This is a genomic window from Nonomuraea angiospora (genome assembly GCF_014873145.1).
In the GTDB taxonomy this organism is placed as follows: domain Bacteria; phylum Actinomycetota; class Actinomycetes; order Streptosporangiales; family Streptosporangiaceae; genus Nonomuraea; species Nonomuraea angiospora.
The window spans coordinates 889,890-912,754 of sequence record NZ_JADBEK010000001.1 but is presented as its reverse complement, the minus strand read 5'-3'; the positions used below and the strand labels follow the sequence as shown (position 1 = coordinate 912,754).

Here is a 22,865-nt window from a genome sequence, read left to right as displayed (position 1 = left end):
TTGCCGGCACCGTGAGAACCGGCCCATGCGGGCTGTGCGATAGATACACCGTGAGCCCGTTTCCCTTCAGGCGGCGCGGAGCCCCCGACGTCACCGCGGACAGCACCGACGCCGAGCTCGTCGCCGCCGTCGCCGCGCGGAGCACCGCCGCCCTGCGCCTCCTCCATCAGCGGCACGCCCCCTGGCTGCGTGCCCGGCTGGCCCGCCGCTGCGCCGACACGGACATCGTCGACGATGCGCTCCAGGAGACGTTCCTGGCCGTGTGGCGCTCGGCGGGCCGCTTCCGCGGCGACAACCCGGCCGGCTGGTTGTGGACCATCGCCATCCGCCGCCTGATCTCCGCCCTGCGTGGCAGCGGCTCGCGCTGGATCGGCTCCGGCATCGAACCGGGCGACAGCTCGCCAGTCGCCTCGGCCGAGGACGTGGTGCTGCTGAACGTGGAGCATGGCGACCTCGGCACCGCCCTGACCAGGCTCTCCCCCGAGCTGCGGGCCGTCATCGAGGCGACCGTCCTCGACGGTCTCACCACCAAGGAGGCCGCCGGTCTCCTGGGCATTCCGGAAGGCACGGTCAAGACCCGCGCGATGCGGGCCAGGGCCCGGTTGCGCGAGGAGCTGTCATGAGTGGCTGGCACATCCCTGACGACCTCCGCGAGCGCTACCTCGAAGGCGCGCTCGAACCGGCGCTGGCCATGTCCGTGGACGCGCATCTCGGCCGTTGCGCCGACTGCCGGGCGGCGGTGCCGTACGACCAGGACTGGCTCGACGAGTCCTGGGCGCGGCTGGAAACCGAGCTGATCACGCCGCGCCTGAGCCTGGCCGAGCGGCTTCTACGCCACGGCGGGGTGCCCGACCACCTGGCCAGGCTGCTGTCGGCGACGCCGACGATGAGCCGGTCCTGGCTGGCCGCCGTGGTGGCGGTATTGGCGTTCGCGGTGCTGGCAGCCCGCGCGCAGGCCGACTACCTGCCCGCTTTCCTGATCGTCGCGCCGGTGCTGCCGCTGGCGGGCATCGCGCTCGCCTACGGGGCCCGCGTCGATCCCGCCCACGAGCTGGTGGCCGCCACCCCGATGTCGGGGCCACGACTGCTGCTGACCCGCGCCACGGCGGTGCTCGCGGTGTCGGCGGCGCTGGCCGGGCTCGCCTCACCACTGCTGCCCGCACCGCCCGGGCTGGCCGCCGCCTGGCTGCTGCCCGCACTCGCCGCCGCCTCGGGCTGCCTGGCCCTGTCGAACCGGCTGCCCGTCCCGATGGCCGCACTCTCCATGGGCGGGGTGTGGCTGGCCATCGTCGGCGCGGGCCGCCTCATCGGCAGCTGGCTGGCCGTATTCGGTCCCGCGCCGCAGATCGGGTACGGCGTGGCCGCCGTCCTGCTGACGTACCGCTTCTACAGAGTGAGCGCCAGATGATCCAGATCAAGGAACTGACCAAGACGTACGGCGCCAAGCGGGCACTCGATGGCCTCGACCTGACGCTCGGCACCGGCGTGACCGGCCTGCTCGGCCCGAACGGCGCCGGCAAGACCACGCTGCTGCGCTGCCTGGCCACCACCCTTGCTCCCGACGGGGGCACGGTGGACGCCTTCGGCCTGGACCCGGCCGACCGCCGGCAGCGGACAGCGCTGCGGCGCAGGCTCGGCTACCTGCCGCAGAGCCCCGGCGCCTACCCGCATTTCACCGCCTTCGACCTCGTGGACTACGTGGCGATCCTCAAGGAGCTGACCGACCGCGAGCACCGGCACGCCGAGGTACGCCGGGTCCTGGCCGAGGTGGACCTCACCGATCAGGCACGGACGAAGGTGCGCAGGCTGTCGGGCGGCATGCGACAGCGGCTCGCGCTGGCCCAGGCGCTGCTGGGCCGGCCGGACCTGCTCATTCTCGACGAGCCGACCGTGGGTCTGGACCCGGAGCAGCGGATGGCCTTCCGCGCGTTGGTCTCGCGGCTCGGCGAGAGCCGTACCGTCGTGTTGTCCACGCACCAGACCGAAGACGTCGCCGCGCTGTGCGGGCGGGTGGTGGTCATGCGAGACGGCCGGGCGGTCTTCGACGGCACGCCTGGCCAGCTCGCGGCCGTGGCGCAGGGCCGGGTGTGGTTGTCGGACGCGCCGCCCGCCACGTCGGAGCTGTTCTGGCGGACCGCTGACGGCCGCTACCGCACGCTCGGCGCGCGGCCGCCGGCGGCGGACGCGGCGACGCCCGGTGTCGAGGACGGCTATCTCATGCTGCTCGGGGAGGCGGCGTGACGCGGCGGCTGTTCCTGTTCGAGGCGCGCAGGCTGGTGCGGCACCCGCTGGTGTGGGGCGCGACCGTCCTGGTGCTGGCGCTGCAGACCTTCCTCAGCTGGGACCAGCAGCCCGACCTCACGATGGACCCGATCAACGCCACCGGGCTGGCCACCTGCCTCGGTGCGGCGGTCCTGATCGTGGCCGGCCTGGCCACCTCGCGCGACGGGCGGCACGGCATGCCCGAGAGCCTCGCGGGCCTGCCCGGGCGGGCCGAGCACCGCACGCGCGCCCTGCTGCTGGCCGCACCGCTGGTCGCAGGGGTCGCGGCGGCGGCGGCCATGGGCGGCTACCTGGCGATCCGGCTGCTGAGCGGCCCCGCCGGAGGCCGGCTGGACCCATGGGAGCCGCTGACGGCGGTGGCCGCCGCCGTGCTCGCCGCGACGCTGGGCGTGGCCGTCGGCCGCTGGGCGCGGTGGCTGATCGCCGGGCCGCTGGTGGTGGCCGTGCTCGGCTTCCTCATCTTCACCAACACCTCGAACCGCCAGGCCGGCTGGCTGCTGCCGGTGATGCAGGTCCACCGGCCGGACTGGCCCGACCGACCGTCCGCGCTCCACTTGGTGTACGTGCTCGCCGCCGCGGCCGTCTTCGGCGGGATCGCGCTGCTCAGACACAGGGTACGGCCGGCGCCCGCCGTGGCCGTGGTGATGGGGCTGGCCGTCGCGGTGCCAACGGGGGCCACCGCGGCGTCCACCCGGCCCCCGGCGCAGTTCCCCACGAACGTGACGCTGACGCTCGACCATGTGGACTCCCGCGTGCGCGAGCGCTACTTCGGCCCCGGCGCCCACCGCTGCACGAAGCGCCAGGGGCTCACCTACTGTGCCTTTCCCGGTTACGAACCGTGGATCCCGCTGTGGGAACAGGCGGTCCAGCCGGTCGTGGCGGCGCTGCCCGCCGCGCCGCGCACCCGGGCGCCCCAGGTGCGGCAGATGAGCATGAGCTGGAGCTTCGCCGACGCTCCCGGCGAGGTCCAGCCGCCGATGAGCTGGGGGCATCCCGACCAGCGCAGGGTGCTGGCCGAGGACGTGGCCTTCTGGACGACCGGGCTGTACGACTCGGCCGTCAAGCACTTCACCCCCTCCCGGCGCGCCGCGCTGTGTGACGTGCGCGGTCAGGCCCGCACGGTGGTGGCGCTCTGGCTCATCGGCCAGGTCTCCCCTCCCGAGGCCCGGCGGCAGCTCTATGTCGACAGTCATCAAGGACGCCTGTCCGGTCTGGACTGGGGCCCGGCCGAGGTCGGTTACGCCAAGCTGCTGCTGGCCTCCCCCGGCTCCCGCCAGAAGGTCCAGGCCAACTGGGACACGCTCATGAAGCCCTCCACCACGATCGACCAGGCCCTGCCGCTGCTCGGGCTGGGACGCGAGTTCAACGCGCCGATGGGAGCCACGCCATGCATGTGACCCTGCCCGCCCGGCAGCAGACCGCCGCACCCTCGTTCGCCTCGCCGCCGTCCCGCCGGCGGGTGGTGCTGCTGCTGGTGGGGCCGCTCGCCCGGGCCATCGATTGGGCGCCGCTGGTCCTGGTCGCCGCCTTCACCGCCGGGTTGGTGAGCCTGGTGCGGTACGGGGAGGCGCTTCCCGGGGGTGACGCGCTCGTGCTCATGCGCATCTGTGGCACCCTGCTGGGCGCGGCGGCGGCCTTCGGGCTGGTCGATGCCATGTCCGCCGACCTCGGCGCCGCGGCGGTCCCCCGATGGGTGCGCCAGGCGCTGCGCTGTCTGCTGCCCGGTGCCGCCGCGATCGCGATCTGGCTGGCCGCCTTCTCCTACGTCCTGACCCGCCTGCCGGAGGGCTCCCTGTTCCCGGTCGGCGACCTGCTCATCGAGGTGGGCGTCTGCCTCGGCATCGCGCTGGCCGCCGCGGCGACGGCCGTGCGGCTCGCGCCCGGACGGCAGGCCGCCATGGCCGCCGTGGTGGTCCAGCTGGCCATGGTGCTGGGGACCATCCTGCTGCCGCAGCAGGTCCGGCTCTGGCCGCCGACGTGCGGGTTCGGGTACTGGAACGAGGCGCACCTGTTCTGGCTGGCGATGCTGCCGCTGCCGTACCTCTGGCTCGTTCTCGCGGGACGGGACCTGCGGCGCTGATACAGATCAGGTTCGGAACACGGACAAGGGAGCGGTGCAGAGGGTCTGCTCGGCGTCGAACTCCTCGAATGTGCTGACGGGGCGGAAGCCAAGGCGGGCGGCGAGTTTCAGAGATCGCGTGTTCGCGGTCTGGGTCACGATCAAGACCGGCTGGTCGGGAAGTTCGTCGGCCGCGGCGCGCAACGCGACCGTTGTGGCCTCGAAGGCGAATCCCGCGCCCCACGCGCTGCGCCGCAGCACATAGCCCAGTTCCAGCTCCTCGCCGTCCTCGGTGACACGCCCCGGTCGATCGGCCGAACGGCGGGCGAGCATCAGTGTTCCGATCAGCCGGTCCGTCGTGCCGTCCGCGATGACATAGTTGCCGGGCCTGGGTGTGGCGTCGGCGGTCATGACCGCGTCGAAGTGCTGCTCGACGTCACCGCGCGGCCGGGGGCCACCGAGGTATGCCTGGACCTCGGGATCGGTCATCAGCTCGATGATGCCTTCACGGTCGGCGGCGTGCGCCTTGCGCAGCAGGAGCCGTTCCGAAGGGATTTCTGTGGCGGACAGCGTGGGCAATTGGCTCATAGGCTCACGATCCTAGGGCACGGGATGTGGTCCGGGCCACCACATACGGAACCGAATACACTTCACGTCATTATTCACAAAGCCTCCACAGAATCGCCATAAATTCGCCACAAAATTACATCCAGCCCGGCGACCTGCACGAACGCACGAATAAATTACATTCACGACATGGCTTCGTAGGCGATTTGAACACCCTTCCAGGAAATTGTCCAGCTCTTGTCGAGCGGTTTATCAGCCTCTACTCTCCAGGTGATCAAATCACTTTCTCCCTTTACCTGGAGGCACCCCTTGCGCCGATTAGCGCTCCCCGTCGCCGTCTCGGCGATGCTGCTCCCCTTCCTCTCCCCGCCGGTCTCCGCCGCCGCGCTCGACGACCCGCCACCGGCCAACGTCCAGGAGATCGGCCCCGGCCAGTACTCCTCCGACACCAAGACCTTCAGGCTCACCGAGCTGGACGTGTCCGCGGGCGCGATCAGCCGCAAGCACGGCGTGGCCCTGACCGCCGGTGATCTGGCCCGGCCGCAGTCGGCCCCGGCGACCCGCCCTGAGCTGGGCGTCTTCGGGCCAGGCTGGCAGGCCGAGATCGCCGGCGGCCAGATCAACCGCAAACTCGAGAACCAGAACGGCACCATCGTCGTCACGGAACTCGACGAAGGCACCTCGACCAGCTACTCCCTGAAGAGCAGCGTCTCCTTCCCCGACGGCGGCGGCGTCCAGACCTACGAGGCCGCCGGCGGGTCCAAGATCACCGAAACCACCAGGTGGGACGCGGTCATCGGGGCGATGCGCACCACGACGGTCGAGACGCTCGTGACGGATCCGGGCCCCGTGGAGGCGGGCGACGACACCTTCGCCACCGACGACGGCACCCCCATCAGCACCGGCGACCTCCAGCTCACCTACACCTGGGCCCGGCCGGCCGGGGCGCCGAGCGCCGACCCCTGGCGGGTGACCGATGTGGGCAGCACCGCCTTCGGCAAGTCCACGATCACCTACGACGCCCAGGGCCGCGTCAGCACCGTGAAGGAGCCGGCCGGCACCGCGACCCCCGCGTCCGTCACCAGGTTCACCTACGCCACGGCCACCACCGCCACCAGCGCCTCCAACGGCGACTACGCGGGCCGGCTCAAGGAGGTGGCGGTCACCTACGGAACCGACGCGCCGCAGATCGAGGCGGCCTACGCCTACGACCTGAACGGCCTGCTGCGCACCATGAGCGATCCCAGCGTGGGCGCCGTCCAGGGGACCTACGCCTACGACTCGGTGGGGCGCCTGTCGTCGATCGAGTCCGTCACCAGCGGCGGGTGGCAGCTGTCGTTCCCGGCGGGCGCCGCCGCTCCCCAGGTGGTCGCCACCGGCACCGACATGCCGGCCAACGGCGGGCCCACCGAGGGCGCGGCCGGGCTCGACGACCCGAACGCCACCGAGCCGCCGGCCGGCGACTTCCTGCCGGACGGCGTGGACCCCCCGCAGTCCTACCCGAAGAAGTGCAACACCGCTGTCACCTGGATGTGGTACACGAAGTCGGGCTGCTCTGCCTGGGCCTGGCACGGCGGCAAATGGCGCAAGCCCGACTGGAAACGGACCGCCAGCGGCTTCAAGGTCAGGGGCATCTACTACGACCACTGCACGAAGTCTCCGGACAAGCCCCACAATTTCGATATGCGGCCGGCCTGCGACTCCCACGACTACGGATACGGGCTGATCGCCAACCAGAAGAAGAAGTACAAGTACTACCTCGACAACACCCGTACGCGAAAGCTTGATGTGGACAACCGGTTCTACATCACGATGCGCGACAAGGTGTGCGGCGGCTACTTCATTCTGGTCCGGCCCGACTGCAGGGCATGGGCGTGGACGTACTACCAGTTCGTCAAGAAGTACGGCAACCCCTGAGCAGCCAAGGGAGGGCGGGGGCGACCATCGCCCCCGCCCTTGTCCGGCCGATCAGGCGCAGGGCGGCGCGGCGAGCGCCCGTTCCCCTGTCGCTCCAAGCGACTACAGCTCGTTCCTCACTTGCGGCGCTCGGGGGCGCTGAGGACGTCGGCGAGGTCGTCCACCGCGAGTCCCCGGCCCGGCTTCGCCTGGGGCGCGATGATCGTCATCGGCCTGTCCCAGTTCCGGTACTGCGTGGCCAGGTGCCCCCGCAGGATCCGGTCATGTCCGAGCCCCGGGACCTCGGGCCGCGGGTGCGCGTAGAAGCGCCAGCCGACCCGGTACGGTCATCCGCGGTCGTCGTACATGTACGTCCATGTCACCTCAGACGTCCCGAGGGACGCCGCCGTCCCCGCGGCCTCTCGGAAGCTGGGAGAGACGCGATACAGCTCCTTGAGCTTGATCGTCCCGGTCAGGGTGTAGATCCGCTGCTTGCGGCCGGTGGTGTGATCCTTGAGCCACGGCGCGACGCTCTTGCGGGTCTTGGTGGCCAGCAGCTTGCGCAGCGTTGCCATCTCCAGGACGTTGATGAACTGGTCGCCGTACGCGGCCGCGGCGCCGCTGGCGCGGCCGGTGCGCACCCAGGTCTTCGCCCCCGGCGCGAGCTGGTACTGCCAGCCACCCACGCTGACGGTGCGCAGCGTCCCCACCGTGGCGATCACGCCGGCGAAGTAGGGGTCCTTGGATGCCGCCTCCACCATCAGTTCCTTGCCGCCCACGCCGAGCTGCCGGGTGTGCTCCGAGGCGATCACGCCGGCCGGGCCCAGCTTGACCTTGCCGGTTCCGCGCACTCCCATGCCGCTCCCGATGACGGTGCGCCTGCCGTTGCTCAGTAGCACCTCCTTGGACAGGTCCGTGGAGGCCTGGCCGTAGAACTCGGCCGTCGCGCCGGCGCCGCGGGCGAGCAGCGACCGCAGGCCCGCGACCGGGTCTGGTTCGGCCGTCTGGGCGTGGGCGGTGGCGGGAGCGGCGGTGACAAGGGCTAAGGCGACGATGAGGGGGTGCATTCCGTACATCCAAGTGGTAAGTGAAGATCAAGTATGGCTGGAGTGAATCTAGCCTGCGGGTGTGACAGGGCGCGGTGCATGCCAGGCCGACCGTCCGGCAAGACGCCCGGAAGGACTGAAGCCGCACCCCCGGGCTCGCCGAGGGCACGCGCAGGGTTCCCGACGGCCAGATCTCGTGCCCCGGGGTCAGCTCGTTCCCGGCCGGGTGAAGCCCATGGGGGTACGGCTGTACGGGGCGATCTTGACTTCGGAGCCCGGTCTGGGCGCGTGGATCATCGTGCCCTTGTCGGGGTCGAGCACGATGCCCACATGGTCAGCCGTGCCGTCACCGTTGTTGTCGAAGAACACAAGGTCTCCGGGCTGCGCGTTGCCATCAGGGATACGCGGCCCGCGCAGCCACTGATCGTGCGCGACCCGAGGGATGGTGGTCCCCGCGGCCTCGTACGCGCGCAGGGTCAGTCCGGAGCAGTCGAAGGAGCCGGGTCCCGTCGCTCCCCACACGTAGGGGTCGCCGAGCTGCTTGAGGGCGTAGTCGATGACGGCCTGGGCACGAGGGTTGGGCGCCAGGCTGTGGGCGTTCGGCGGGACGGCCAGCGAAGGCGCGCCGCCACCGCCACCACCACCGCTGCTGCCGGCGCCGCCCGCCCCGTTGACGCCGTTCCCGATGCCATCGCCGGTCGGCAGGCCGTTGCCGTTGCCGTTGTAGGACGCCAGCTGCGTCTTCGGGGTGTGCGGCCGGAAGTCCGGGTCGGGGATCCAGGGCATCCCCGACTTGTTGCCCGGGACGAAGTCCTGATCGCCGGGAGCGGGGATACCGGTGAAGAACCGTACCTCGCCGAGGTGTTTGCCGATCTCGCTGGTGGCCTGACCGAGAACCTCGGCGGCCTTGTCCGTGTGCGCCTTGGCCCGTTCGAGGGCGTCGGACACCTGGGACCTGATGCTCGTCATCGAGATCGTGGTGCTGTCGGGGTCGCTGCGCTGCTCGTCCAGCCAGGCGCGCTTCTCCCGGTAGAGGGCTTGGACCTCGCCCTTGGCCGTCTCCAGTGCGGTCCCGGCGGCATCCAGCTTGCCGGCGCAGCTGGTCAGGGCCTCACTCAGTGCCGTACCGGACTCGGGATACCTGGCCATGTACGTGGCGAAATTTTCGGCGGCGGCGCCGTTCCACGCGCTGTCCACCCTGTTGACCGCGCGTTTGATCACGCCGGTCTCCGTGGTGAGGTCGCCCGCCAGCGTCCGCCACTGCCCCGAGATCTTGGAGATCTGGGCCTGGTCGCCGCTCAGGTCGTCGATGACGCGCTGGATGGGGCTGAGGTACTGGTCCCAGATGTCCGTCACACCCGCTCCGTCCGGGGAACGTCGGGGAGGTCGGCCTTGCGGACGTTCTGGACGACCTGGTGGATGGCCGCCTCGACCTTGGTCAGGTTCCGCTGCGCATGGCGTATCTCGGTGTCGATCTTCGCCTCGAAGTCGTTGACGGCCTTGGCCAGCTTGTCGGAGACGTTCTCCAGGCCGCCGAAGCAGGAGGTGCTGACGGTCGTGGGACCGTCCTCCGCCGCGCTCTTGAACTGGTTCGCGACTCCCTTGGCCTTGGTGGCACACTCCTCGAGCGCATCGAAGTAGATCTCAAACCCTGCCACGTGAGTCACGCCTCTGCTGTCAGATCAACATCAATCGCCCGACAATCTAACATCCTTGACCTTTTGTCCGGCCGCGATCTCATGGACGGCGCGATGCCTCCCACCGGCGTCGCGGCCCAAGAGCAGTTCGATCGGACGCGACCGCCAGTCCCTGTGCGCTGCCCCGCCCTCATCCCGCAGGTGTACTTGCACTGCGACCCACAGACCCGAAGGCAGCGAGGCGGCAAGGACAGCGTGCTGGGACGCGAGCGCATGGACTTCTCGCTGCTCCCGCCGCACAGTACCCGTGTCGTCCTGGAAGTCGACGGCCAGCAGCACTACGCCGACGGCCCGCGCGAGGCGGAGCTCGGCGGCCGCCACCGGGGCGGGAGAGAGGGGTGCGTGGTCCCGGTCGACGCTCGCCTCGACCGGCACGGCCGCCGCGGCGAGCGGGGAGTCGTGCTCCAGCGCTCGATACAGCGTGGAGCGGGCGACACCGAGGGCACCCTGCACATTCACCGGCGCCATCTGCCCTTGAGTCGCCTGCGGATATCCATATCGATATGACTCAATGATCAATATCAATATTGGACGCCCCTGGCCAGTTTCTGATCTGCTCTCCGCCATGACACAACCACTCCTGCGTCTAGGGATCGCGACATTGACCGCTTCCGTGCTGCTGAGCGGCCCTGCCAGTGCGGCGGATGCCGCCACCGGCGAGACGAGCACCTCCAGCGCCGGCTCCCGGACGGGGACCACCGCCCCCTCCGACTCCGACCTGGACAAGACGCTGCAGGAACTCGAGAAGTCCTACCAGGGGCGTATCGGCGCAGTGGGCATCGACCTGGGAACCGGTAAAACGGTCGGCTACCGAGCCGATGAGCGTTTTCCCCTCAACTCCATGTTCAAGGTGTTCGCCTGCGCGGCCGTACTGCACAAAGCACGCACCAGCGACCCCGGGCTGATGGACAAGGTGGTCCGCTGGAAGCCTGCCGACATGGCCGGGCTGACCACGAACTCCCCGGAGACCACCGAATACACCGACACCGGCATGACACCCGCACAGTTGTGCCGCGCCGGGATCACCAAATCCGACGGCTTCGCAGGCAACACGTTGCTGAAGCAGATCGGCGGGCCGCGCGGGCTGACCGAGTTCTTCCGCGCCACCGGTGATCGGACAAGCCGGCTGGACCGGCCGGAGCCCACCCTGACCGAGTGGGAGCCGGGTGAAGAGCGCGACACCACCACCCCCGCGGCGGCCGCACAGACCTTCACCAAGCTCACCACCGGCAAGACCCTCCACATCGGCGACCGGACGCGGCTGGTCGGCTGGCTGAAGGCCAGCCTCACCGGTGCCAACCGGATCCGGGCTGGACTCCCCAAGGACTGGACGGTCGGCGACAAGACCGGCACCGGCGGCGCGAGCAACTACGGCACCGCCAACGACCTGGCGATCGTCTGGGCGCCCGGGTCCAACGCGCCGATGATCCTTTCGGTGTTCACCAACCGTAACACCGACAACACCGCGCATGACGACAAGGTGATCGCCTCCTCCGCGACCGCGCTGGCCAAAGCCCTCGGCCGGCTCTGAGGGGCTTCTCCGTTCGCAACCGCGATCATGAACCAGATCGCGCGCTCTCCGGCCGCGGAAAGCCGGTAGGGGCTGTACGCAAACGAACAGACGCATGCCCGCTCCGGCACCGGGCGCTGCCCATGAGGCGTGCGGCCACCGCCATCACCACGTTCGGCGTCAGGCCGACCACCCATCCAGGCCGCTTGATGACGTCGGCGGCCGCGGCCGGGGCGGGCAGGCTCTTGGGCACCTTCATGGTGTCGATCCGGTCCGTCGGGTCGGCCGGCGGCAGGTCGTGCCGGACGGCCCACGTGGCGAAGGAGGCGATCGCGGCGCGCTTGCGCTTACGGCTGGCCGGTGACAGCTCGGCGAGCTCGGCCAGGAACGCGCGAACCGGCACGGCGGTCAGTGCGTCGATCTCCTCGCCGTGGGGGGCGGCGAAGGCGATCGGCTCGCCGCGGTAGGCGCGCCGAGTATGCGGTACGGCCGGCCGCCGATCAACGCGGTGCCCGCGTCGGCCAAAGGCCGACATCTTGCACTCACCCCGCGCGCAGCCCTCGCACCATCGTGTCGAAGGCGCGGTCCCAGTGACGGCTGGCCTCGGTGGCGTCGCCGAGGGCGCCGCGCAGGTCGAGGCTGCACAGCCCGTGCGCGAGCGCGTTGATCCCGATGGCGAGGTCAGCGGGCTCTGCGAGAGCGAAGGCTCCTTCCCGTACGCAGCGCGCGACGGCGGCGATGAGCGTGTCGAAGGTCGGCTGGATCTGGGCGGCGGCTTCGGCGTCGGGCTGGAACTCGGGGATGGGACGGCCGAACATCAGCTCGTAGAGGTGCGGGTTGGCCAGGGCGTTGGCCCGGTAGGCGCGCCCGAGCGCCAGGAGGTCGGCGATCGGATCGCTGGTGTGCGGGACGGCGGCGAAGGCCGTGGCGAGCCGCTCGAACCCGGCCAGGAACATCTCGCGCACGAGACCACCCTTGTCGCCGAACACCTGGTAGACGGCCATGGTGGACACGCCCGCCCGCTGCGCGACGCGGCGGGTGGTCAGCGCCGCCGGGCCCTCGGTGGCCAGGAGCCGGCCTCCGGCGTCCACCAGCTCGCGGCGAAGCTCGTCGTAGTCGCGGTTTCTCGGTCTTGCCATGGATGGGATACTATCATAACGTTGTTATATAACGCTGATTCGAAACGGCCTCACGGGAGTGATCACATGTCCGACCTTCATGTAGTCCTTGGAGCCACCGGCGGCATCGGCGCGGCCGTCGTCGCCGAGCTGACCGCGCGCGGCCACGAGGTCCGGGCCGTCAGCCGAGGAGGCGCCGCCTTCAAGGCCGACGTCACCACCACCGAGGGTGCCATCGCCGCCTGCGAGGGCGCCGCCGTGGTCTATCAGTGCGCACAGCCGAAGTACGAGCGCTGGGCCAAGGAGTTCCCCGGCTTCATCCGCACGGTCCTGACCGGGGTCGAGACCGCCGGGGCGAAGCTGGTCATGGCCGACAACCTGTACGTCTACGGCCCGGTCGACGCCCCCATGACCGAAGACCTGCCGCACGCCGCCACCAACCCCAAGGGCCGGGCCCGCGCCGAAGTGGACCGGCTGATCCTCGACGCCCACCGGACCGGGCGCATCCGCGCGGCCCTGGGGCGGGTCTCCGACTATTACGGCCCCGGCGGGGTCAACACCACCATCGGCCCGACCATTTTCGCCGCCGCGCTGGCCGGCAAGACCGCCCGCTGGGTCGGCGACCTCGACCAGCCGCACACCGTCGCCTACCTGCCGGACGTCGCCGCCGGGCTGGTCACGCTGGGCGAGCACGCCGAGGCCGACGGCCGCTCGTGGCACCTGCCCGCCGCCGAAGCGGTCACCGGCCGGGAGTTCCTCGGCCTCGTACGGACCGCGGTGGGAGGCGAGCTGAAGATCGCCGGGCTCGGCCGGGGAACGCAGCGCCTGATCGGGCTGTTCAACCCGACCGTGCGCGCCCTCGGGGAAACCTGGTATCAGCGCGACCGCCCGTTCATCGCCGACGACTCGGCCTTCCGCCAGGCGTTCGGACCGGTCAAGGTCACCCCGCACGCCGACGGCATCGCCGCGACCCTCGACTGGTTCCGCCACAACGCCGCCTGAGATTGAGAAATAACCCCAGAGTTCGTTGAGCGGTTGAACGTCGACATAGCCGCAGGACCTGGGGCAACGGGTGCCGACGACGAACCAGCCCCCCGTACAGCCGCACGGAGGGCCTGGCGGTCGATGCTGGGCTGAGCGTCCGGGGCTTGGTCGCGTCGGTCCCGGACACCCCTACACCAGCACACGGGGCAGGTGCGCGCGGCGGTGCTCGGCGTGGCCGCGCTCGCGTACCCGGCGGGCCAGGATCTCCACCAGACCCGCTGCCGGTGCTTGCCGCCGGCGCACCCCGATGGCGATGGTGCGCGGGCCCGCGGGCCGCATCGCATATTGCACGAGGTTGTCGATGAGCTCCCACACCCGGGGAGGTGCTCCACGACTCTGCGGTGCCGTCACGTCCCCCGCGTAGGCGACGGCCGCTCCGGGTGAGAAGCTGGTGGCTCGAGACAGAGGGCGCCGATCCGTAAGTGAGCGTGGCTGCCTGGTCGGCGCCGAGCTCGAAGTCGTCGAAGCGGCCACACGGCCCGGCCATTCGTGCACCTCGCTGGTGTCCAGAAGACCTTCCTTGGCCAGCTGACGCAGCGCGTGGTAGATCGAGCCCGACCTGAGCCCCGCCCATTGCCCGGCCTCCCACGACTCCAGTTCGGAGCCCACCAGATAGCCGTGTGCCTGACCGTGCAGCCGCACCACGCCCAGGACCAGCAGTCGCGTCGCCGACATCGTCTCCCTCACTCGCGGGGCCCGGCACCCGCCCAAGCCCTGCCGAACAGGCTAGCTGTCGTGCCCGTGGAGGCGGGAAGGCGACGGGCGAGGCACCCCGTACCGCACCCGACGACGACCGCCGTACCGCAAGGTCCGCGCCCGGGCAGGCAGCCCCACCACAGACCGCCTACTTTGCCGAGGCCGTATGCGGGCCGATCGTGGACGCGAGGAGCCGGAGCCCGTCGTCGCTCGGCGAGCCGGCAGGCGCGGAGTGGGTGATCAGGGTCAGGCCGGGGCCAGCCGGCAGCCGGATCACCTCGGTATCCAGCGTCAGGTCGCCGACGCCGGGAGTGATCGACCGCTGCTTCCCATGCTTCCCGCCGGGCCTGGCGAGTATGAGGGCGACAGCGCCGCGATTTGGGCGGAAGTTCCGATACGGTTCATGGTCCGGTCGGCTTCGCTCATGAGGATCAAGGCTGCAAGGTTCCACAATGAGGAGAAGTCGATGCGCCCCCTGACCTCGCTGGCGTCCACAGCACTGACGATCGGCCTGCTCGCCGCCCTGGTCCCACCCGCCACCGCGCAAAACCTGCCCGCCGTCGAGCCGCGAGTCGAGACCCCGCCCCTGTTCGACGACGAGGCCGGCGGCAACGCCAACGGCGACGACCCGGCGATCTGGGTCCACCCCACCTCTCCCGAGGGGAGCCTCATCGCGACCACCGCCAAGGAAGGCGGCCTGTACGTCTACGACCTGGACGGCCGGCAGCTCCAGCACCTGCCCGCACCGGCCGAGCCGACCCAGGGCGACGAGCCGGGCCGGCTGAACAACGTGGACGTCGTCTACGGGCACGCCTCCAAGGCGGGCCGATCGGACATCTTCGTCGCCTCCGACCGAGGTTCCGACAAGCTGCGCATCTACCGCGTCGATTCGGCGAAGGCGAGCCAGAGCCGGCAGCCCCTCACCGACATCACCGACCCCGCCGCGCCCTTCATCTTCAACACGACCCAGACGGAGGTGAACGACGCCGAAACCGTCTACGGCCTCGCGACATGGAAGCGCGACTCGGGAACCTACGTCCTGGTCAGCCGCCGCCACACCACGCGACTCGCGCTGCTGAAGCTCACCGACGCCCCCGACGGCAAGATCGGCTACACGACGCTCCGGACGATCGACCTCCCGTCGAGCTTCACCCTCCCGAACGGCCAGACCTGGAGCCCCTGCGACGAGCCGGGCGTGGGCCCGCAGATCGAAGGCATGGTCGTCGACGCCCAGACCGGCACCCTCTACGCGGCCCAGGAGGACGTCGGCATCTGGCGCATCCCCGGTGATCTCACCGGCTCACCGAAGCTCGTCGACCGGGTCCGCGAGTACGGCGTACCGGCCACCTACGACCCCACCACCGAGGAATGCGCCCCCGGCGCAGACCCCGGATACGGCGGCGACCACCTGACGGCAGACGCCGAAGGCCTGACCATCTATTACGCCAAGAACGGCAAGGGCTACCTGATCGCCTCCAGCCAGGGCAGCGACACCTTCGCCGTCTACGACCGCAGAGGCGAGAACACCTACCTCGGCTCCTTCCAGGTCGGCGAGAACGACGGCATCGACGGGGTGCAGGGCAGCGACGGGACGATGGTGGTCAACGTACCGCTCGGCCGCCGGTTCCCCAAGGGCCTGTTCGTCACCCACGACGGCACCAACACCCCCGAGGCGACGGACCCGCAGGGCGAGGTCCGCGAGAACACCAACTTCAAGTACGTGAAGTGGGACGACATCGCCCACCGCCTCGGGCTGGACATCGACGTCACCGGCTGGAACCCGCGCGGCTGAGCAGCCCGCCCGTGACCGCCTCGAGGCATCGCGCGGACCACGGGCACAGGCATCCGATTTCTCATGAACTTGAGGGGTGAACCCGTCGTCTTTCCTACGGAAAGGATCACCGACAGGGGGCACCGTGAGAAAACTGCTGCTCATCACCGCCGTTGCCGGATTCACGTTCACCGTCATGGGATCGAGCGCCGCCTCGGCCACCGCTCACACCTATCCGGGGGCGTACATCACCAATTCCCACGGAGACGTGCTGGCCGAGGCCCAATTGTCCGGGCACAACGCAATCCTCGTCTGCGACCGCAGCACCGACCACCGCTACGCGATGGCCAAGGTGCGATACAAAGGCCACACCTACCAGTACGCCAACTACTACAAAGACCAGGACTGCATCGAGCAGAAGACCATCGGCATGCCGCACGGCCAGATCGAACTCTGGGCCTGCGTAAGCAAGCCGTACAAGGTTAAATTCGCCCACTGCGGACCCAAGAAGACGATAGTCAGGCCATGACCTGAATGGGTCGCCGGTTCATTCCGGCGACCCGTTCCGGCGTTTCCCACAGCCCGGTCATGCAAGAGGCGACGCCACCGCGCCGGCGGGTGAAGACCGGCCCGAGGACGCGGCAGCCGTACCTCGACGATTGTCCGCTGACGCGCCGCCAGAGGCCACCCGAAACGGCAACCCCTAACATTTGCCCTTTTCTTTAACAGACCCCGCCGCATCACCGCAGGCCGGTTAGATCCGCTCATGAGATCCATCCGACAGGGGGCCACACTGGCCGCGGTCACGGTCATGACCGCGGTGGTCACCCCAGTGGCAGCGACAGCCGCACAGAACTCATGCGAGGCACCGCCACGGAGCAGCCCCACCTACAACGACTTCGTGCTCACCTACAAGTCCGAGTGCGCCACGAAGAAGAACTACGACCGGACGTTCCAAGACGTCACCGCGTCCGTCCTGGTCGACAAGCGCAACAAGCTCGCAGTCACGACCTCGACAGCACTGGCCGGCGCGATCGCGTCCGTCAAGGTGAACAACAAGGAGTTCATCTCCAGCGGCGGCCACGGCGCCGCTTTCCAATACGCCTTCCACGCCTGGCAGGAAGGCGAGGCCGCCACCGAATGCTACAACCCCACCCAGGCCGGCACCCGCCTCGACGACGAAAACCAGCCGCCCCCCTACCACGGCCCCAGCACCAGCGCGCTCTACACCATGGCCAGGTCCGGCAGCTCCATCCGCACAGCGGGAAGGCCCGCGATGTTCGTCACCCTCGCGGACACGAAACCAGGCTGGGGCAACTGCCGCAGCGCCGACCACCAGGACAAGCGCTCCCCGTTCACCATGGGCCTGTCACCCTACTGGCTGCAGACCCAGATCGAACTCGCACCCGACCACGACATACCGGCACTCGAGAACGTCTTCCGCGCCGCCGCCACCATCACCTCGGACGACGAACGACACGACTACTTCAGCGGCGTCCTCGTCGCCTACCTCCAGCCGGACTTCACCAAGGTCTTCTCCTACAGCCCCGCCACCGGCCGCCTCTCCCCCAAGCCCGCGGACTCCCACACCAGCAAGGACCCCATGGTCCGTTGCACGGACGACGACCGCTACTGCCTCGGCATGTACGTCAAGCCCGAAGTCCTCCGCGGCAAGGCCTACTACTACACGATGACCCGCCCGCCCATGGACTACAACGGCCACTTCGCCGAGAACACCATCCAGGTCACCAGCCCCCGCGGCGCCCTGGACAGAGGAGACAAGGTCAACTACGAGACCTACGTGGTCGTCGGCGACAAGAACCGCGTCGAGAACACCATGACCCAGCTCCACCTCGCCTTCAAGTAGCCGGCCCCACAGCCGACCGATCAGACCGAGACCGACGGCGCCACGACTCTCCGCTGATCCGCCCGGCCCCGGCCACGCTCGTGGACAGCACCGGCACTCCCATCGTGCTGTCCACGCCCGCCCTGACCGTGACACGAACCGGCCACCGCACCTACCGCGAGCCTTCCGGAGTACCGGACGGCGTCTCCGAAACCCCTGCCCCGGGTCCCGCTGGAGCGCCGCGACGCTCTGGAGAGCATCGACAGCTCTAAGCCACCTTCGACGAAGGCGCCGACCAGGTGTTGCAGGAACCCGGATCACCGGTACGGAAACCGGCCCGGATCCAATGCTTGACGTTGTCGTCCAGGACATACCCCAGGACCTTGTTCCAATCCTCGGTGGTCCTGCCCCTGAGCGGCCAGACACTCTGAATGAAGACGCCACCCAGACATTCGACCTGCAGATACATGCGCCGCAGCTGCTCGTGATGCTCGGCCTTGCTCCCGGCCCTGAGGTCTTCGCCGGCGTCGTAAAGGCCCGTCAGCTTCTGCACGTGATAGCCGTACATCAGCGCAGCCTCGTTGAAGAGCAGGAGATCGGACGGGGACGCAAGCCAGGAAGAGCCGAGTTTGAAGGACAGCGTGCGATCCCAGTCGCAATACCACGCCTCGGAGTCCCGGCTGCTCTCCTCGTCGGAGCCGCAGTAGTTCTTGGGCAGGCGCTTCACGTACCGAACTTTGACCGGCTCATAGGGCAGGCCGGCCTTTTTCAGATACGGCCCCCACGTGTTCTCCAGACAGCGGATGACCTCGTCAATGTAGGCGCGAGCCTGCCCGGCGTTGTACGGCTCAACCGGCAGCTCGTCACATCTCGTCGGCGGCAGCGGGCCCGCCTCGTACAGCGCGTTCTTGGTGAGGACAGAGTTTTTCACCGGAAATACCGAGGCGTTCGCGGACGCCGTTCCGGCTAACGGGGTGATGAGGGCACAGGCAAGCGCCGCGATCTTGAAGAACTTCACGATGGGCGAGAATAGGGCCCCGTAGATGACTGGTCAACACTTGGTTGTGGGAGTGGGCGGGCGAAGCCCGCGCTTTTTGCTTTGAGGTCCTAAGAATTTTCATGAGCCATCGCCCTTTACAAAGTAGATCATCGAGATGAGCGCATCCCTCAAGTGCCCGACGTGCGGGATGGGAGTGGATCGCGCCGTCCGGCACCCTCGTTCGGGTCATTGACCCTTCGAAAAGCACTGATCCTCCCCGGCGATCCGGGCCGGGACGCCGCCCGCTCGGCCTGGCAACTGGCCGTCGACCAGGGTCCGGCCGCGGTCGTGCTTGCCCGTACGGCCTGCGATGTGGCCACCACCCTGGAAGCGGCCCGTACGGCAGGGCTGCGGGTGGTCCCACAGGGCAGCGGGCACAACGCCGCCCCGCTCGGCCCGCTGGACGGCACGATCCTGCTGCGCACCTTCGAGCTGGCGCGCGTGCACATCGATCCCGACCTGCGGTTGGCCCGGGTGGGCGCCGGTGTGGTGTGGGCGGAGGTCACCGCGGCCGCCGCCCAGTACGGCCTGATCGGCCTGTCCTGGTCCGCGGCCGACGTCGGCGCGGTCGGCTACACGCTGGGCGGTGGCCTGTCCTGGTTCGCCCGCTCCCACGGACCGGCGGCAAACCACGTGACCGCGGCCACGGTCGTGACCGCCGACGGCCGCACGTTACGCGTGGACGCCGCACGCGAGCCGGACCTGTTCCGGGCGCTCCGCGGCGGCGGAGGCAGATTCGCGTTGGTCACCGAGCTGGAGTTCGCCCTGTTCCCCCTCACTAGGGTGCACGCGGGGGCGATGTACTGGCCGATCGAGCGGGCCGAGGCCGTCCTGAGCCGGTGGCGCGACTGGACCGCCGCCGTCCCCGACTCGGTCATCTCACCCGGCCGGCTGCTCCGCTTCCCGCCGCTGGAGGACATCCCGCAAGCTTTCCGCGGGCGGAGCCTGGTGGCGGTCGAAGTGGTGGCGCAGCTGGACCGGCAGGCCACCGACGAGCTGCTGACGATCGAGGCACGCCACCTGGGCGGGGAGCTGGCCCCGGGCGCGCGGAGATCGCGACCCGGCTGCACCTGTCGCCCCCACACCGTGCGCGACCACCTCAAGGCGATCTTCGCCAAGGTGGACGTCGGCAGCCGCGGCGAGCCGGCGGCCAGGCTGTTCGGCGAGCACTCGCAGCCCCTCATGCATGCCCCGGACGCCGAGCTGGTGCACGTTGACGACGATCACGAGTGAGACCTCACGGAATAGAGCAGGGAAGGGCGCTGTTCACGCCATCAAGTTCAGATTTCAACTGTTGACAAGGGGATTATCGTGGAGATCGCCTTCATGTTGGTCATGAGCGTCATCGTGGGCACCTTCCTCACCGGCGCGGTGATCGCCCTCGCGCTGGGCGGCATCAAGGACCGGCAGTGGCCGGTGCTCCGGCGCCGGCGCATCGTCTACCGCGGCTTCGTGCCTCGCTGAGCACTCCGACGTGCTGACCAAGGCGGCGGAGGGATCCCTCCGGCCGTCATCCGCCCAGGAGGACGGCCGGAGGGCCCGCCGTCAGGGCTGGATATTGATGAAGGGGTCCCAGCAGTAGTAACCCTGTTTCTCGCCCTTGTGGTTGAGAATCATGAAGCTGAAGTTGTAGGTGACCGTCCCCGTGTCCAGGACCTCACACTCCCAGTAGTAGCTGCTGATTTTCTGGGTGGTGGGATTCAACGGGTCCTGGCTGTTCGGTTGCGGCTCACTGAGAACCACCGACCTCGGTGCGGGGGTGCTGATCAGCTCCTTTCCGGCGAGGGTGTTGAACCGGTAGAGGATGCCGGTGTACTCGGAGTTCAGCGACAGCGTCGTCTCCCGCCACCTGATGATGTCCATGGGAGAGGCGTTGATGGTCAACTCGCTGCCCGGAGCGCCCCCGAGCTGATTCTGGCGGGTGGTCATGTAGATCAGGTTGCTGCTGTCGGGGATCGACGTCGGCCGGTCCGGATCGGTGTTCTTGCCGAACCTTTCGAGAATGGTTTCCGCGTCGATGGCGATGAGGACGTTGATGAATTCCGACATGCAGAAATTCCCCCCTGTCGTATCTGACGAAAACAGACCGTGGCCCGGACTGCGCCGGGCGAATGCCTCCACCCTGATCTTTGACGTTGTGTGCCGTCAAGGCTGCATAATGTAACCCGAACAAAATCGCATTATCCCGTAACGCTTCACAACGAGACGATGAGCAGCCGGAATACGTCCCTGGAGGATGAGAGGAGCGCATTTTGTCCCGGCCGGATGTGGCAGCCAGGACAGGCCAGCATTACCGGAATGTTCACCTGTCGCGGGCCCCTTGGGGGGCGGATGGGCGGGGAGGCCGCTCGCGCCCCGGCAGTGCGGGACGAGACCCGCGCGGTGCCGGCGATGACCGCGCGGGCGAAGCTCGCCCGCGCGGCGGCCGGCCGGCGAAGGGCGGCACCGGTGTGGGTCAGACCGAGTACCTGCAGATCAGCGCCTGGCTGGCGCCCTGGGCAGAGCCGAGGTAGGTGTAGGCGGGGTTGAAGTAGGCGCACGCGGCGGAGGCGCTGCCGCTACCGGTGTAGGTCATGCCGGAGCCGCCGCTGCTCCAGCGGTAGCAGCTCAGGCTGCCGTTGTAGAAGCCGATGGTGGAGGAGGAGTTGACCTTGGCGGAGCAGTAATCGCCGAGTGAGACCGGGCTGTAGGTCACCTCCACGACTGCCGCCCGCGCCGGCGCGGCGGAGATGGACAGCGCGCCGAACCCGGCGAGCATGGCGGTGAGGAGGGCAGGGACACGACGAGTCACGAGGACCTCCGGGGGGGTAAGTCGCCGAGCCGGTGGGGGCACGGCGGCACGTGCAGCAGGAGCGCGATGGAGCATCGCGCGCCGCGATACGCTGCATTGATCGAAGTATTAAATAGGAAAGCTTCCTATGCAATAGGCTGTCCGGATCAGCGGAGCGGGTCGAAGTCGGCCAGGGCGGCGGGCTGCTTGCCGGTGGTGATCTGTTCGGCCAGCAGCCGCCCCGTGATCGGGCCGTGGGCCAGGCCCCACATGCCGTGCCCGCCCGCCACGTAGACGGTGGGCGCCACCGTCGCGCCGATGAGCGGCCGTCCGTCCGGGGTGACGGGGCGGGGCCCCACCCAGACGTCGGTCCGCTCCTCCCAGCGCACGCCCCGCAGCAGCGGACGGGCGGAGGCGATGATGGCCTCCAGCCGGGCGGGCACCTGCGGGGCGTCCGGGTCCCGGAACTCCATGGTGCCCGCCACCCGCAGCCCGCCCCGGTACGGCGTGCACGCCACCCGTACGTCGGGCAGGTAGAGAGGGCCCGGAACGGGGTGGTCGACCGGCACGGTGAAGGAGTAGCCGCGGCCCGCCCGAACCGGGACGCGTACGCCCCACTGCCGGGCCAGACGGGGCAGCCACGCGCCGGTGGCGAGCACCACCGCGTCGGCGGACAGGACGGTGCCCTTGGCCGAGCGGACGATCACCTTCCGGTCGTCGGTACGCACGTCGTCGACCTCGACGGCGTACACGGTCGCGCCGCGCCGCATGACGGCCCTGCCCAGAGCGTGGACGAAGGCGCCCGGGTCGACGTAGCGCTGGCCGTCGATCCGTACCCCCGCCCCCAGCGCGTCACCGGCCAGCGGGGCGTGCTCGATGAGCCCGTCGCCGTCCAGCACGGTGTGGTCGACCCGCTGCCCGACCGCCTGGAGCCTGCGCAGCTCGCGCAGCAGCCCCTGGGCCTCGCGCGACGTGCGGAACGCGGCCGTGATCGGCGCCGCGACGACCGGGGCGGACACGCCGTCGGCGGCGAGCACCTCGTAAGCCTCGATGCATTCGTCGTTGAGCGGCACGTTGGCGCGCGCGGCCCGGGTCCAGGACCGCCAGTGGCTGTTGGCGGCGAAGCGGGCCAGGAATTTCCACAGGCCCGGGTCGAGGCTCGCGGGCACGTGGAGCGGCGCGGCCGGGTTCAGCAGGGAGAGCAGGCCGTAGCGCAGGACGGCCGGTTCGTTCAGGGGGATGGCCAGGCCCGGCGCGACCCATCCGGCGTTGCCCCAGGACGCGCCGGCCGCCACTCCCCCGCGGTCCACCACGTCCACCTGGACGCCGCGCTCCTGCAGGAACCATGCGGTCGACAGGCCCACGATGCCCGCGCCCACCACGATCACCGATCGCGGCCAGTTGCCGCCCATGCCCAACCTCCAACGGGACGAATGACGGGGTGTCGCAGTCAGCATGGCCCCGGCGGCGGCCTGCGGCGTTGTGGGCGGGCGACAATCGCGGCGCGGCCGTTGTCGATCCGG

25 protein-coding genes are annotated in these 22,865 nt (G+C 69.5%); 13 read left to right on the top strand and 12 right to left on the bottom strand.

The genetic code is table 11. The annotated features are described in order from the left end of the window. Nucleotides 1-50 precede the first annotated feature (50 nt). From H4W80_RS04120 to H4W80_RS04100, 5 genes are read left to right on the top strand one after another with little or no spacing between them, the layout of a single operon-like run. Complete coding sequence (locus H4W80_RS04120) at nucleotides 51-623, top strand: RNA polymerase sigma factor (protein ID WP_192783842.1); 573 nt, start codon at nucleotides 51-53, stop codon at nucleotides 621-623. Beyond that, nucleotides 620-1,408, top strand: a complete 789-nt coding sequence (locus tag H4W80_RS04115; protein WP_192783841.1) for a zf-HC2 domain-containing protein — start codon at nucleotides 620-622, stop codon at nucleotides 1,406-1,408. Before H4W80_RS04120 ends, H4W80_RS04115 begins: the two co-directional genes overlap by 4 nt. After that, nucleotides 1,405-2,241, top strand: coding sequence for an ATP-binding cassette domain-containing protein (locus H4W80_RS04110; protein ID WP_192783840.1), 837 nt, complete (start codon nucleotides 1,405-1,407; stop codon nucleotides 2,239-2,241). The genes H4W80_RS04115 and H4W80_RS04110 overlap by 4 nt, the downstream gene beginning before the upstream one ends. Next, nucleotides 2,238-3,680 (top strand): hypothetical protein, encoded by a 1,443-nt coding sequence (locus H4W80_RS04105; RefSeq protein WP_192783839.1) that lies wholly within the window; start codon nucleotides 2,238-2,240, stop codon nucleotides 3,678-3,680. The genes H4W80_RS04110 and H4W80_RS04105 overlap by 4 nt, the downstream gene beginning before the upstream one ends. Beyond that, complete coding sequence (locus H4W80_RS04100) at nucleotides 3,671-4,363, top strand: hypothetical protein (protein WP_192783838.1); 693 nt, start codon at nucleotides 3,671-3,673, stop codon at nucleotides 4,361-4,363. Before H4W80_RS04105 ends, H4W80_RS04100 begins: the two co-directional genes overlap by 10 nt. A 6-nt stretch (nucleotides 4,364-4,369) precedes the next feature. Here H4W80_RS04100 and H4W80_RS04095 read toward each other — a convergent pair whose 3' ends face one another. Next, complete coding sequence (locus H4W80_RS04095; protein WP_192783837.1) at nucleotides 4,370-4,930, bottom strand: GNAT family N-acetyltransferase; 561 nt, start codon at nucleotides 4,928-4,930, stop codon at nucleotides 4,370-4,372. 288 nt (nucleotides 4,931-5,218) lie between these two features. Here H4W80_RS04095 and H4W80_RS04090 point away from each other — a divergent pair, with 288 nt between their 5' ends. Then, nucleotides 5,219-6,826: a phospholipase A2 gene (locus H4W80_RS04090; protein ID WP_192783836.1), complete on the top strand. Its 1,608-nt coding sequence runs from the start codon at nucleotides 5,219-5,221 to the stop codon at nucleotides 6,824-6,826. 326 nt (nucleotides 6,827-7,152) lie between these two features. Here H4W80_RS04090 and H4W80_RS04085 read toward each other — a convergent pair whose 3' ends face one another. The 4 genes from H4W80_RS04085 to H4W80_RS04070 form a co-directional block, all read right to left on the bottom strand. After that, nucleotides 7,153-7,872 carry a hypothetical protein gene (locus H4W80_RS04085; protein ID WP_192783835.1) on the bottom strand — a complete coding sequence of 240 codons (720 nt, stop codon included), beginning with the start codon at nucleotides 7,870-7,872 and terminating at the stop codon, nucleotides 7,153-7,155. A 186-nt stretch (nucleotides 7,873-8,058) separates the two neighbouring features. Beyond that, complete coding sequence (locus H4W80_RS04080) at nucleotides 8,059-9,207, bottom strand: bifunctional WXG100 family type VII secretion target/C40 family peptidase (protein ID WP_318786688.1); 1,149 nt, start codon at nucleotides 9,205-9,207, stop codon at nucleotides 8,059-8,061. Beyond that, on the bottom strand, nucleotides 9,204-9,509 hold the full coding sequence (locus tag H4W80_RS04075) for a hypothetical protein (protein ID WP_192783834.1): 306 nt from the start codon (nucleotides 9,507-9,509) through the stop codon (nucleotides 9,204-9,206). The genes H4W80_RS04080 and H4W80_RS04075 overlap by 4 nt, the downstream gene beginning before the upstream one ends. A gap of 30 nt (nucleotides 9,510-9,539) precedes the next feature. Beyond that, nucleotides 9,540-10,067, bottom strand: a complete 528-nt coding sequence (locus H4W80_RS04070) for a hypothetical protein (RefSeq protein ID WP_192783833.1) — start codon at nucleotides 10,065-10,067, stop codon at nucleotides 9,540-9,542. Here H4W80_RS04070 and bla point away from each other — a divergent pair. Continuing rightward, entirely contained in the window at nucleotides 10,060-11,079 is a 1,020-nt protein-coding gene (gene bla, locus H4W80_RS04065; RefSeq protein WP_225963225.1) for a class A beta-lactamase, read from the top strand. The genes H4W80_RS04070 and bla overlap by 8 nt on opposite strands. A 25-nt stretch (nucleotides 11,080-11,104) precedes the next feature. Here the strand turns inward: bla and H4W80_RS04060 are convergent, their stop codons facing one another. Together H4W80_RS04060 and H4W80_RS04055 are read right to left on the bottom strand one after the other, a co-directional pair. After that, nucleotides 11,105-11,593: a site-specific integrase gene (locus tag H4W80_RS04060; protein WP_225963224.1), complete on the bottom strand. Its 489-nt coding sequence runs from the start codon at nucleotides 11,591-11,593 to the stop codon at nucleotides 11,105-11,107. Nucleotides 11,594-11,600: 7 nt separating this feature from the next. Then, the gene (locus H4W80_RS04055) at nucleotides 11,601-12,197 is read right to left on the bottom strand and encodes a TetR/AcrR family transcriptional regulator (protein WP_192783832.1); all 597 of its coding nucleotides are present in this window, start codon (nucleotides 12,195-12,197) and stop codon (nucleotides 11,601-11,603) included. Nucleotides 12,198-12,263: 66 nt separating this feature from the next. Between H4W80_RS04055 and H4W80_RS04050 the strand changes: the two genes are divergently transcribed. After that, entirely contained in the window at nucleotides 12,264-13,178 is a 915-nt protein-coding gene (locus H4W80_RS04050; RefSeq protein WP_192783831.1) for an NAD-dependent epimerase/dehydratase family protein, read from the top strand. A gap of 171 nt (nucleotides 13,179-13,349) precedes the next feature. Here H4W80_RS04050 and H4W80_RS04045 read toward each other — a convergent pair whose 3' ends face one another. Further along, a complete protein-coding gene (locus tag H4W80_RS04045; protein WP_192783830.1) occupies nucleotides 13,350-13,895 on the bottom strand; it encodes a PadR family transcriptional regulator in 546 nt (181 codons plus the stop codon). A 487-nt stretch (nucleotides 13,896-14,382) separates the two neighbouring features. Here H4W80_RS04045 and H4W80_RS04040 point away from each other — a divergent pair, with 487 nt between their 5' ends. The 3 genes from H4W80_RS04040 to H4W80_RS04030 all read left to right on the top strand — a co-directional run bounded on the left by H4W80_RS04040 (nucleotide 14,383) and on the right by H4W80_RS04030 (nucleotide 17,554). After that, nucleotides 14,383-15,708 carry a phytase gene (locus H4W80_RS04040; RefSeq protein WP_192783829.1) on the top strand — a complete coding sequence of 442 codons (1,326 nt, stop codon included), beginning with the start codon at nucleotides 14,383-14,385 and terminating at the stop codon, nucleotides 15,706-15,708. Between the two features lie 124 nt (nucleotides 15,709-15,832). Then, on the top strand, nucleotides 15,833-16,216 hold the full coding sequence (locus H4W80_RS04035) for a hypothetical protein (RefSeq protein WP_192783828.1): 384 nt from the start codon (nucleotides 15,833-15,835) through the stop codon (nucleotides 16,214-16,216). 237 nt (nucleotides 16,217-16,453) lie between these two features. Continuing rightward, the gene (locus tag H4W80_RS04030; RefSeq protein WP_192783827.1) at nucleotides 16,454-17,554 is read left to right on the top strand and encodes a hypothetical protein; all 1,101 of its coding nucleotides are present in this window, start codon (nucleotides 16,454-16,456) and stop codon (nucleotides 17,552-17,554) included. A gap of 247 nt (nucleotides 17,555-17,801) precedes the next feature. Here the strand turns inward: H4W80_RS04030 and H4W80_RS04025 are convergent, their stop codons facing one another. Next, nucleotides 17,802-18,551 (bottom strand): neutral zinc metallopeptidase, encoded by a 750-nt coding sequence (locus H4W80_RS04025; RefSeq protein WP_192783826.1) that lies wholly within the window; start codon nucleotides 18,549-18,551, stop codon nucleotides 17,802-17,804. A 210-nt stretch (nucleotides 18,552-18,761) separates the two neighbouring features. Between H4W80_RS04025 and H4W80_RS04020 the strand changes: the two genes are divergently transcribed. Together H4W80_RS04020 and H4W80_RS04015 are read left to right on the top strand one after the other, a co-directional pair. After that, nucleotides 18,762-19,805 (top strand): FAD-binding oxidoreductase, encoded by a 1,044-nt coding sequence (locus H4W80_RS04020; protein ID WP_192783825.1) that lies wholly within the window; start codon nucleotides 18,762-18,764, stop codon nucleotides 19,803-19,805. Between the two features lie 78 nt (nucleotides 19,806-19,883). Next, a complete protein-coding gene (locus H4W80_RS04015) occupies nucleotides 19,884-20,036 on the top strand; it encodes a hypothetical protein (protein WP_192783824.1) in 153 nt (50 codons plus the stop codon). Nucleotides 20,037-20,117: 81 nt separating this feature from the next. On the opposite strand, the gene H4W80_RS04010 is transcribed toward H4W80_RS04015, so the two are convergent. The 3 genes from H4W80_RS04010 to H4W80_RS04000 all read right to left on the bottom strand — a co-directional run bounded on the left by H4W80_RS04010 (nucleotide 20,118) and on the right by H4W80_RS04000 (nucleotide 22,754). Beyond that, nucleotides 20,118-20,621 carry an inclusion body family protein gene (locus H4W80_RS04010; RefSeq protein WP_192783823.1) on the bottom strand — a complete coding sequence of 168 codons (504 nt, stop codon included), beginning with the start codon at nucleotides 20,619-20,621 and terminating at the stop codon, nucleotides 20,118-20,120. Nucleotides 20,622-21,027: 406 nt separating this feature from the next. Next, the gene (locus H4W80_RS04005) at nucleotides 21,028-21,363 is read right to left on the bottom strand and encodes a hypothetical protein (protein ID WP_192783822.1); all 336 of its coding nucleotides are present in this window, start codon (nucleotides 21,361-21,363) and stop codon (nucleotides 21,028-21,030) included. A gap of 146 nt (nucleotides 21,364-21,509) precedes the next feature. Beyond that, nucleotides 21,510-22,754: an NAD(P)/FAD-dependent oxidoreductase gene (locus tag H4W80_RS04000; protein ID WP_192783821.1), complete on the bottom strand. Its 1,245-nt coding sequence runs from the start codon at nucleotides 22,752-22,754 to the stop codon at nucleotides 21,510-21,512. Nucleotides 22,755-22,865: the final 111 nt, after the last annotated feature.

What these genes read in the sequence shown, in the direction of transcription:
- H4W80_RS04060 (WP_225963224.1), bottom strand. Translation starts at nt 11,593, where the DNA reads ATGTCGGCCTTTGGCCGACGCGGGCACCGCGTTGATCGGCGGCCGGCC.
- H4W80_RS04050 (WP_192783831.1), top strand. Translation starts at nt 12,264, where the DNA reads ATGTCCGACCTTCATGTAGTCCTTGGAGCCACCGGCGGCATCGGCGCG.
- H4W80_RS04095 (WP_192783837.1), bottom strand. Translation starts at nt 4,930, where the DNA reads ATGAGCCAATTGCCCACGCTGTCCGCCACAGAAATCCCTTCGGAACGG.
- H4W80_RS04000 (WP_192783821.1), bottom strand. Translation starts at nt 22,754, where the DNA reads ATGGGCGGCAACTGGCCGCGATCGGTGATCGTGGTGGGCGCGGGCATC.
- H4W80_RS04030 (WP_192783827.1), top strand. Translation starts at nt 16,454, where the DNA reads ATGAGATCCATCCGACAGGGGGCCACACTGGCCGCGGTCACGGTCATG.
- H4W80_RS04010 (WP_192783823.1), bottom strand. Translation starts at nt 20,621, where the DNA reads ATGTCGGAATTCATCAACGTCCTCATCGCCATCGACGCGGAAACCATT.
- H4W80_RS04115 (WP_192783841.1), top strand. Translation starts at nt 620, where the DNA reads ATGAGTGGCTGGCACATCCCTGACGACCTCCGCGAGCGCTACCTCGAA.
- H4W80_RS04055 (WP_192783832.1), bottom strand. Translation starts at nt 12,197, where the DNA reads ATGGCAAGACCGAGAAACCGCGACTACGACGAGCTTCGCCGCGAGCTG.
- H4W80_RS04085 (WP_192783835.1), bottom strand. Translation starts at nt 7,872, where the DNA reads ATGCACCCCCTCATCGTCGCCTTAGCCCTTGTCACCGCCGCTCCCGCC.
- H4W80_RS04040 (WP_192783829.1), top strand. Translation starts at nt 14,383, where the DNA reads ATGCGCCCCCTGACCTCGCTGGCGTCCACAGCACTGACGATCGGCCTG.
- bla (WP_225963225.1), top strand. Translation starts at nt 10,060, where the DNA reads ATGATCAATATCAATATTGGACGCCCCTGGCCAGTTTCTGATCTGCTC.
- H4W80_RS04110 (WP_192783840.1), top strand. Translation starts at nt 1,405, where the DNA reads ATGATCCAGATCAAGGAACTGACCAAGACGTACGGCGCCAAGCGGGCA.
- H4W80_RS04100 (WP_192783838.1), top strand. Translation starts at nt 3,671, where the DNA reads ATGCATGTGACCCTGCCCGCCCGGCAGCAGACCGCCGCACCCTCGTTC.
- H4W80_RS04045 (WP_192783830.1), bottom strand. Translation starts at nt 13,895, where the DNA reads ATGTCGGCGACGCGACTGCTGGTCCTGGGCGTGGTGCGGCTGCACGGT.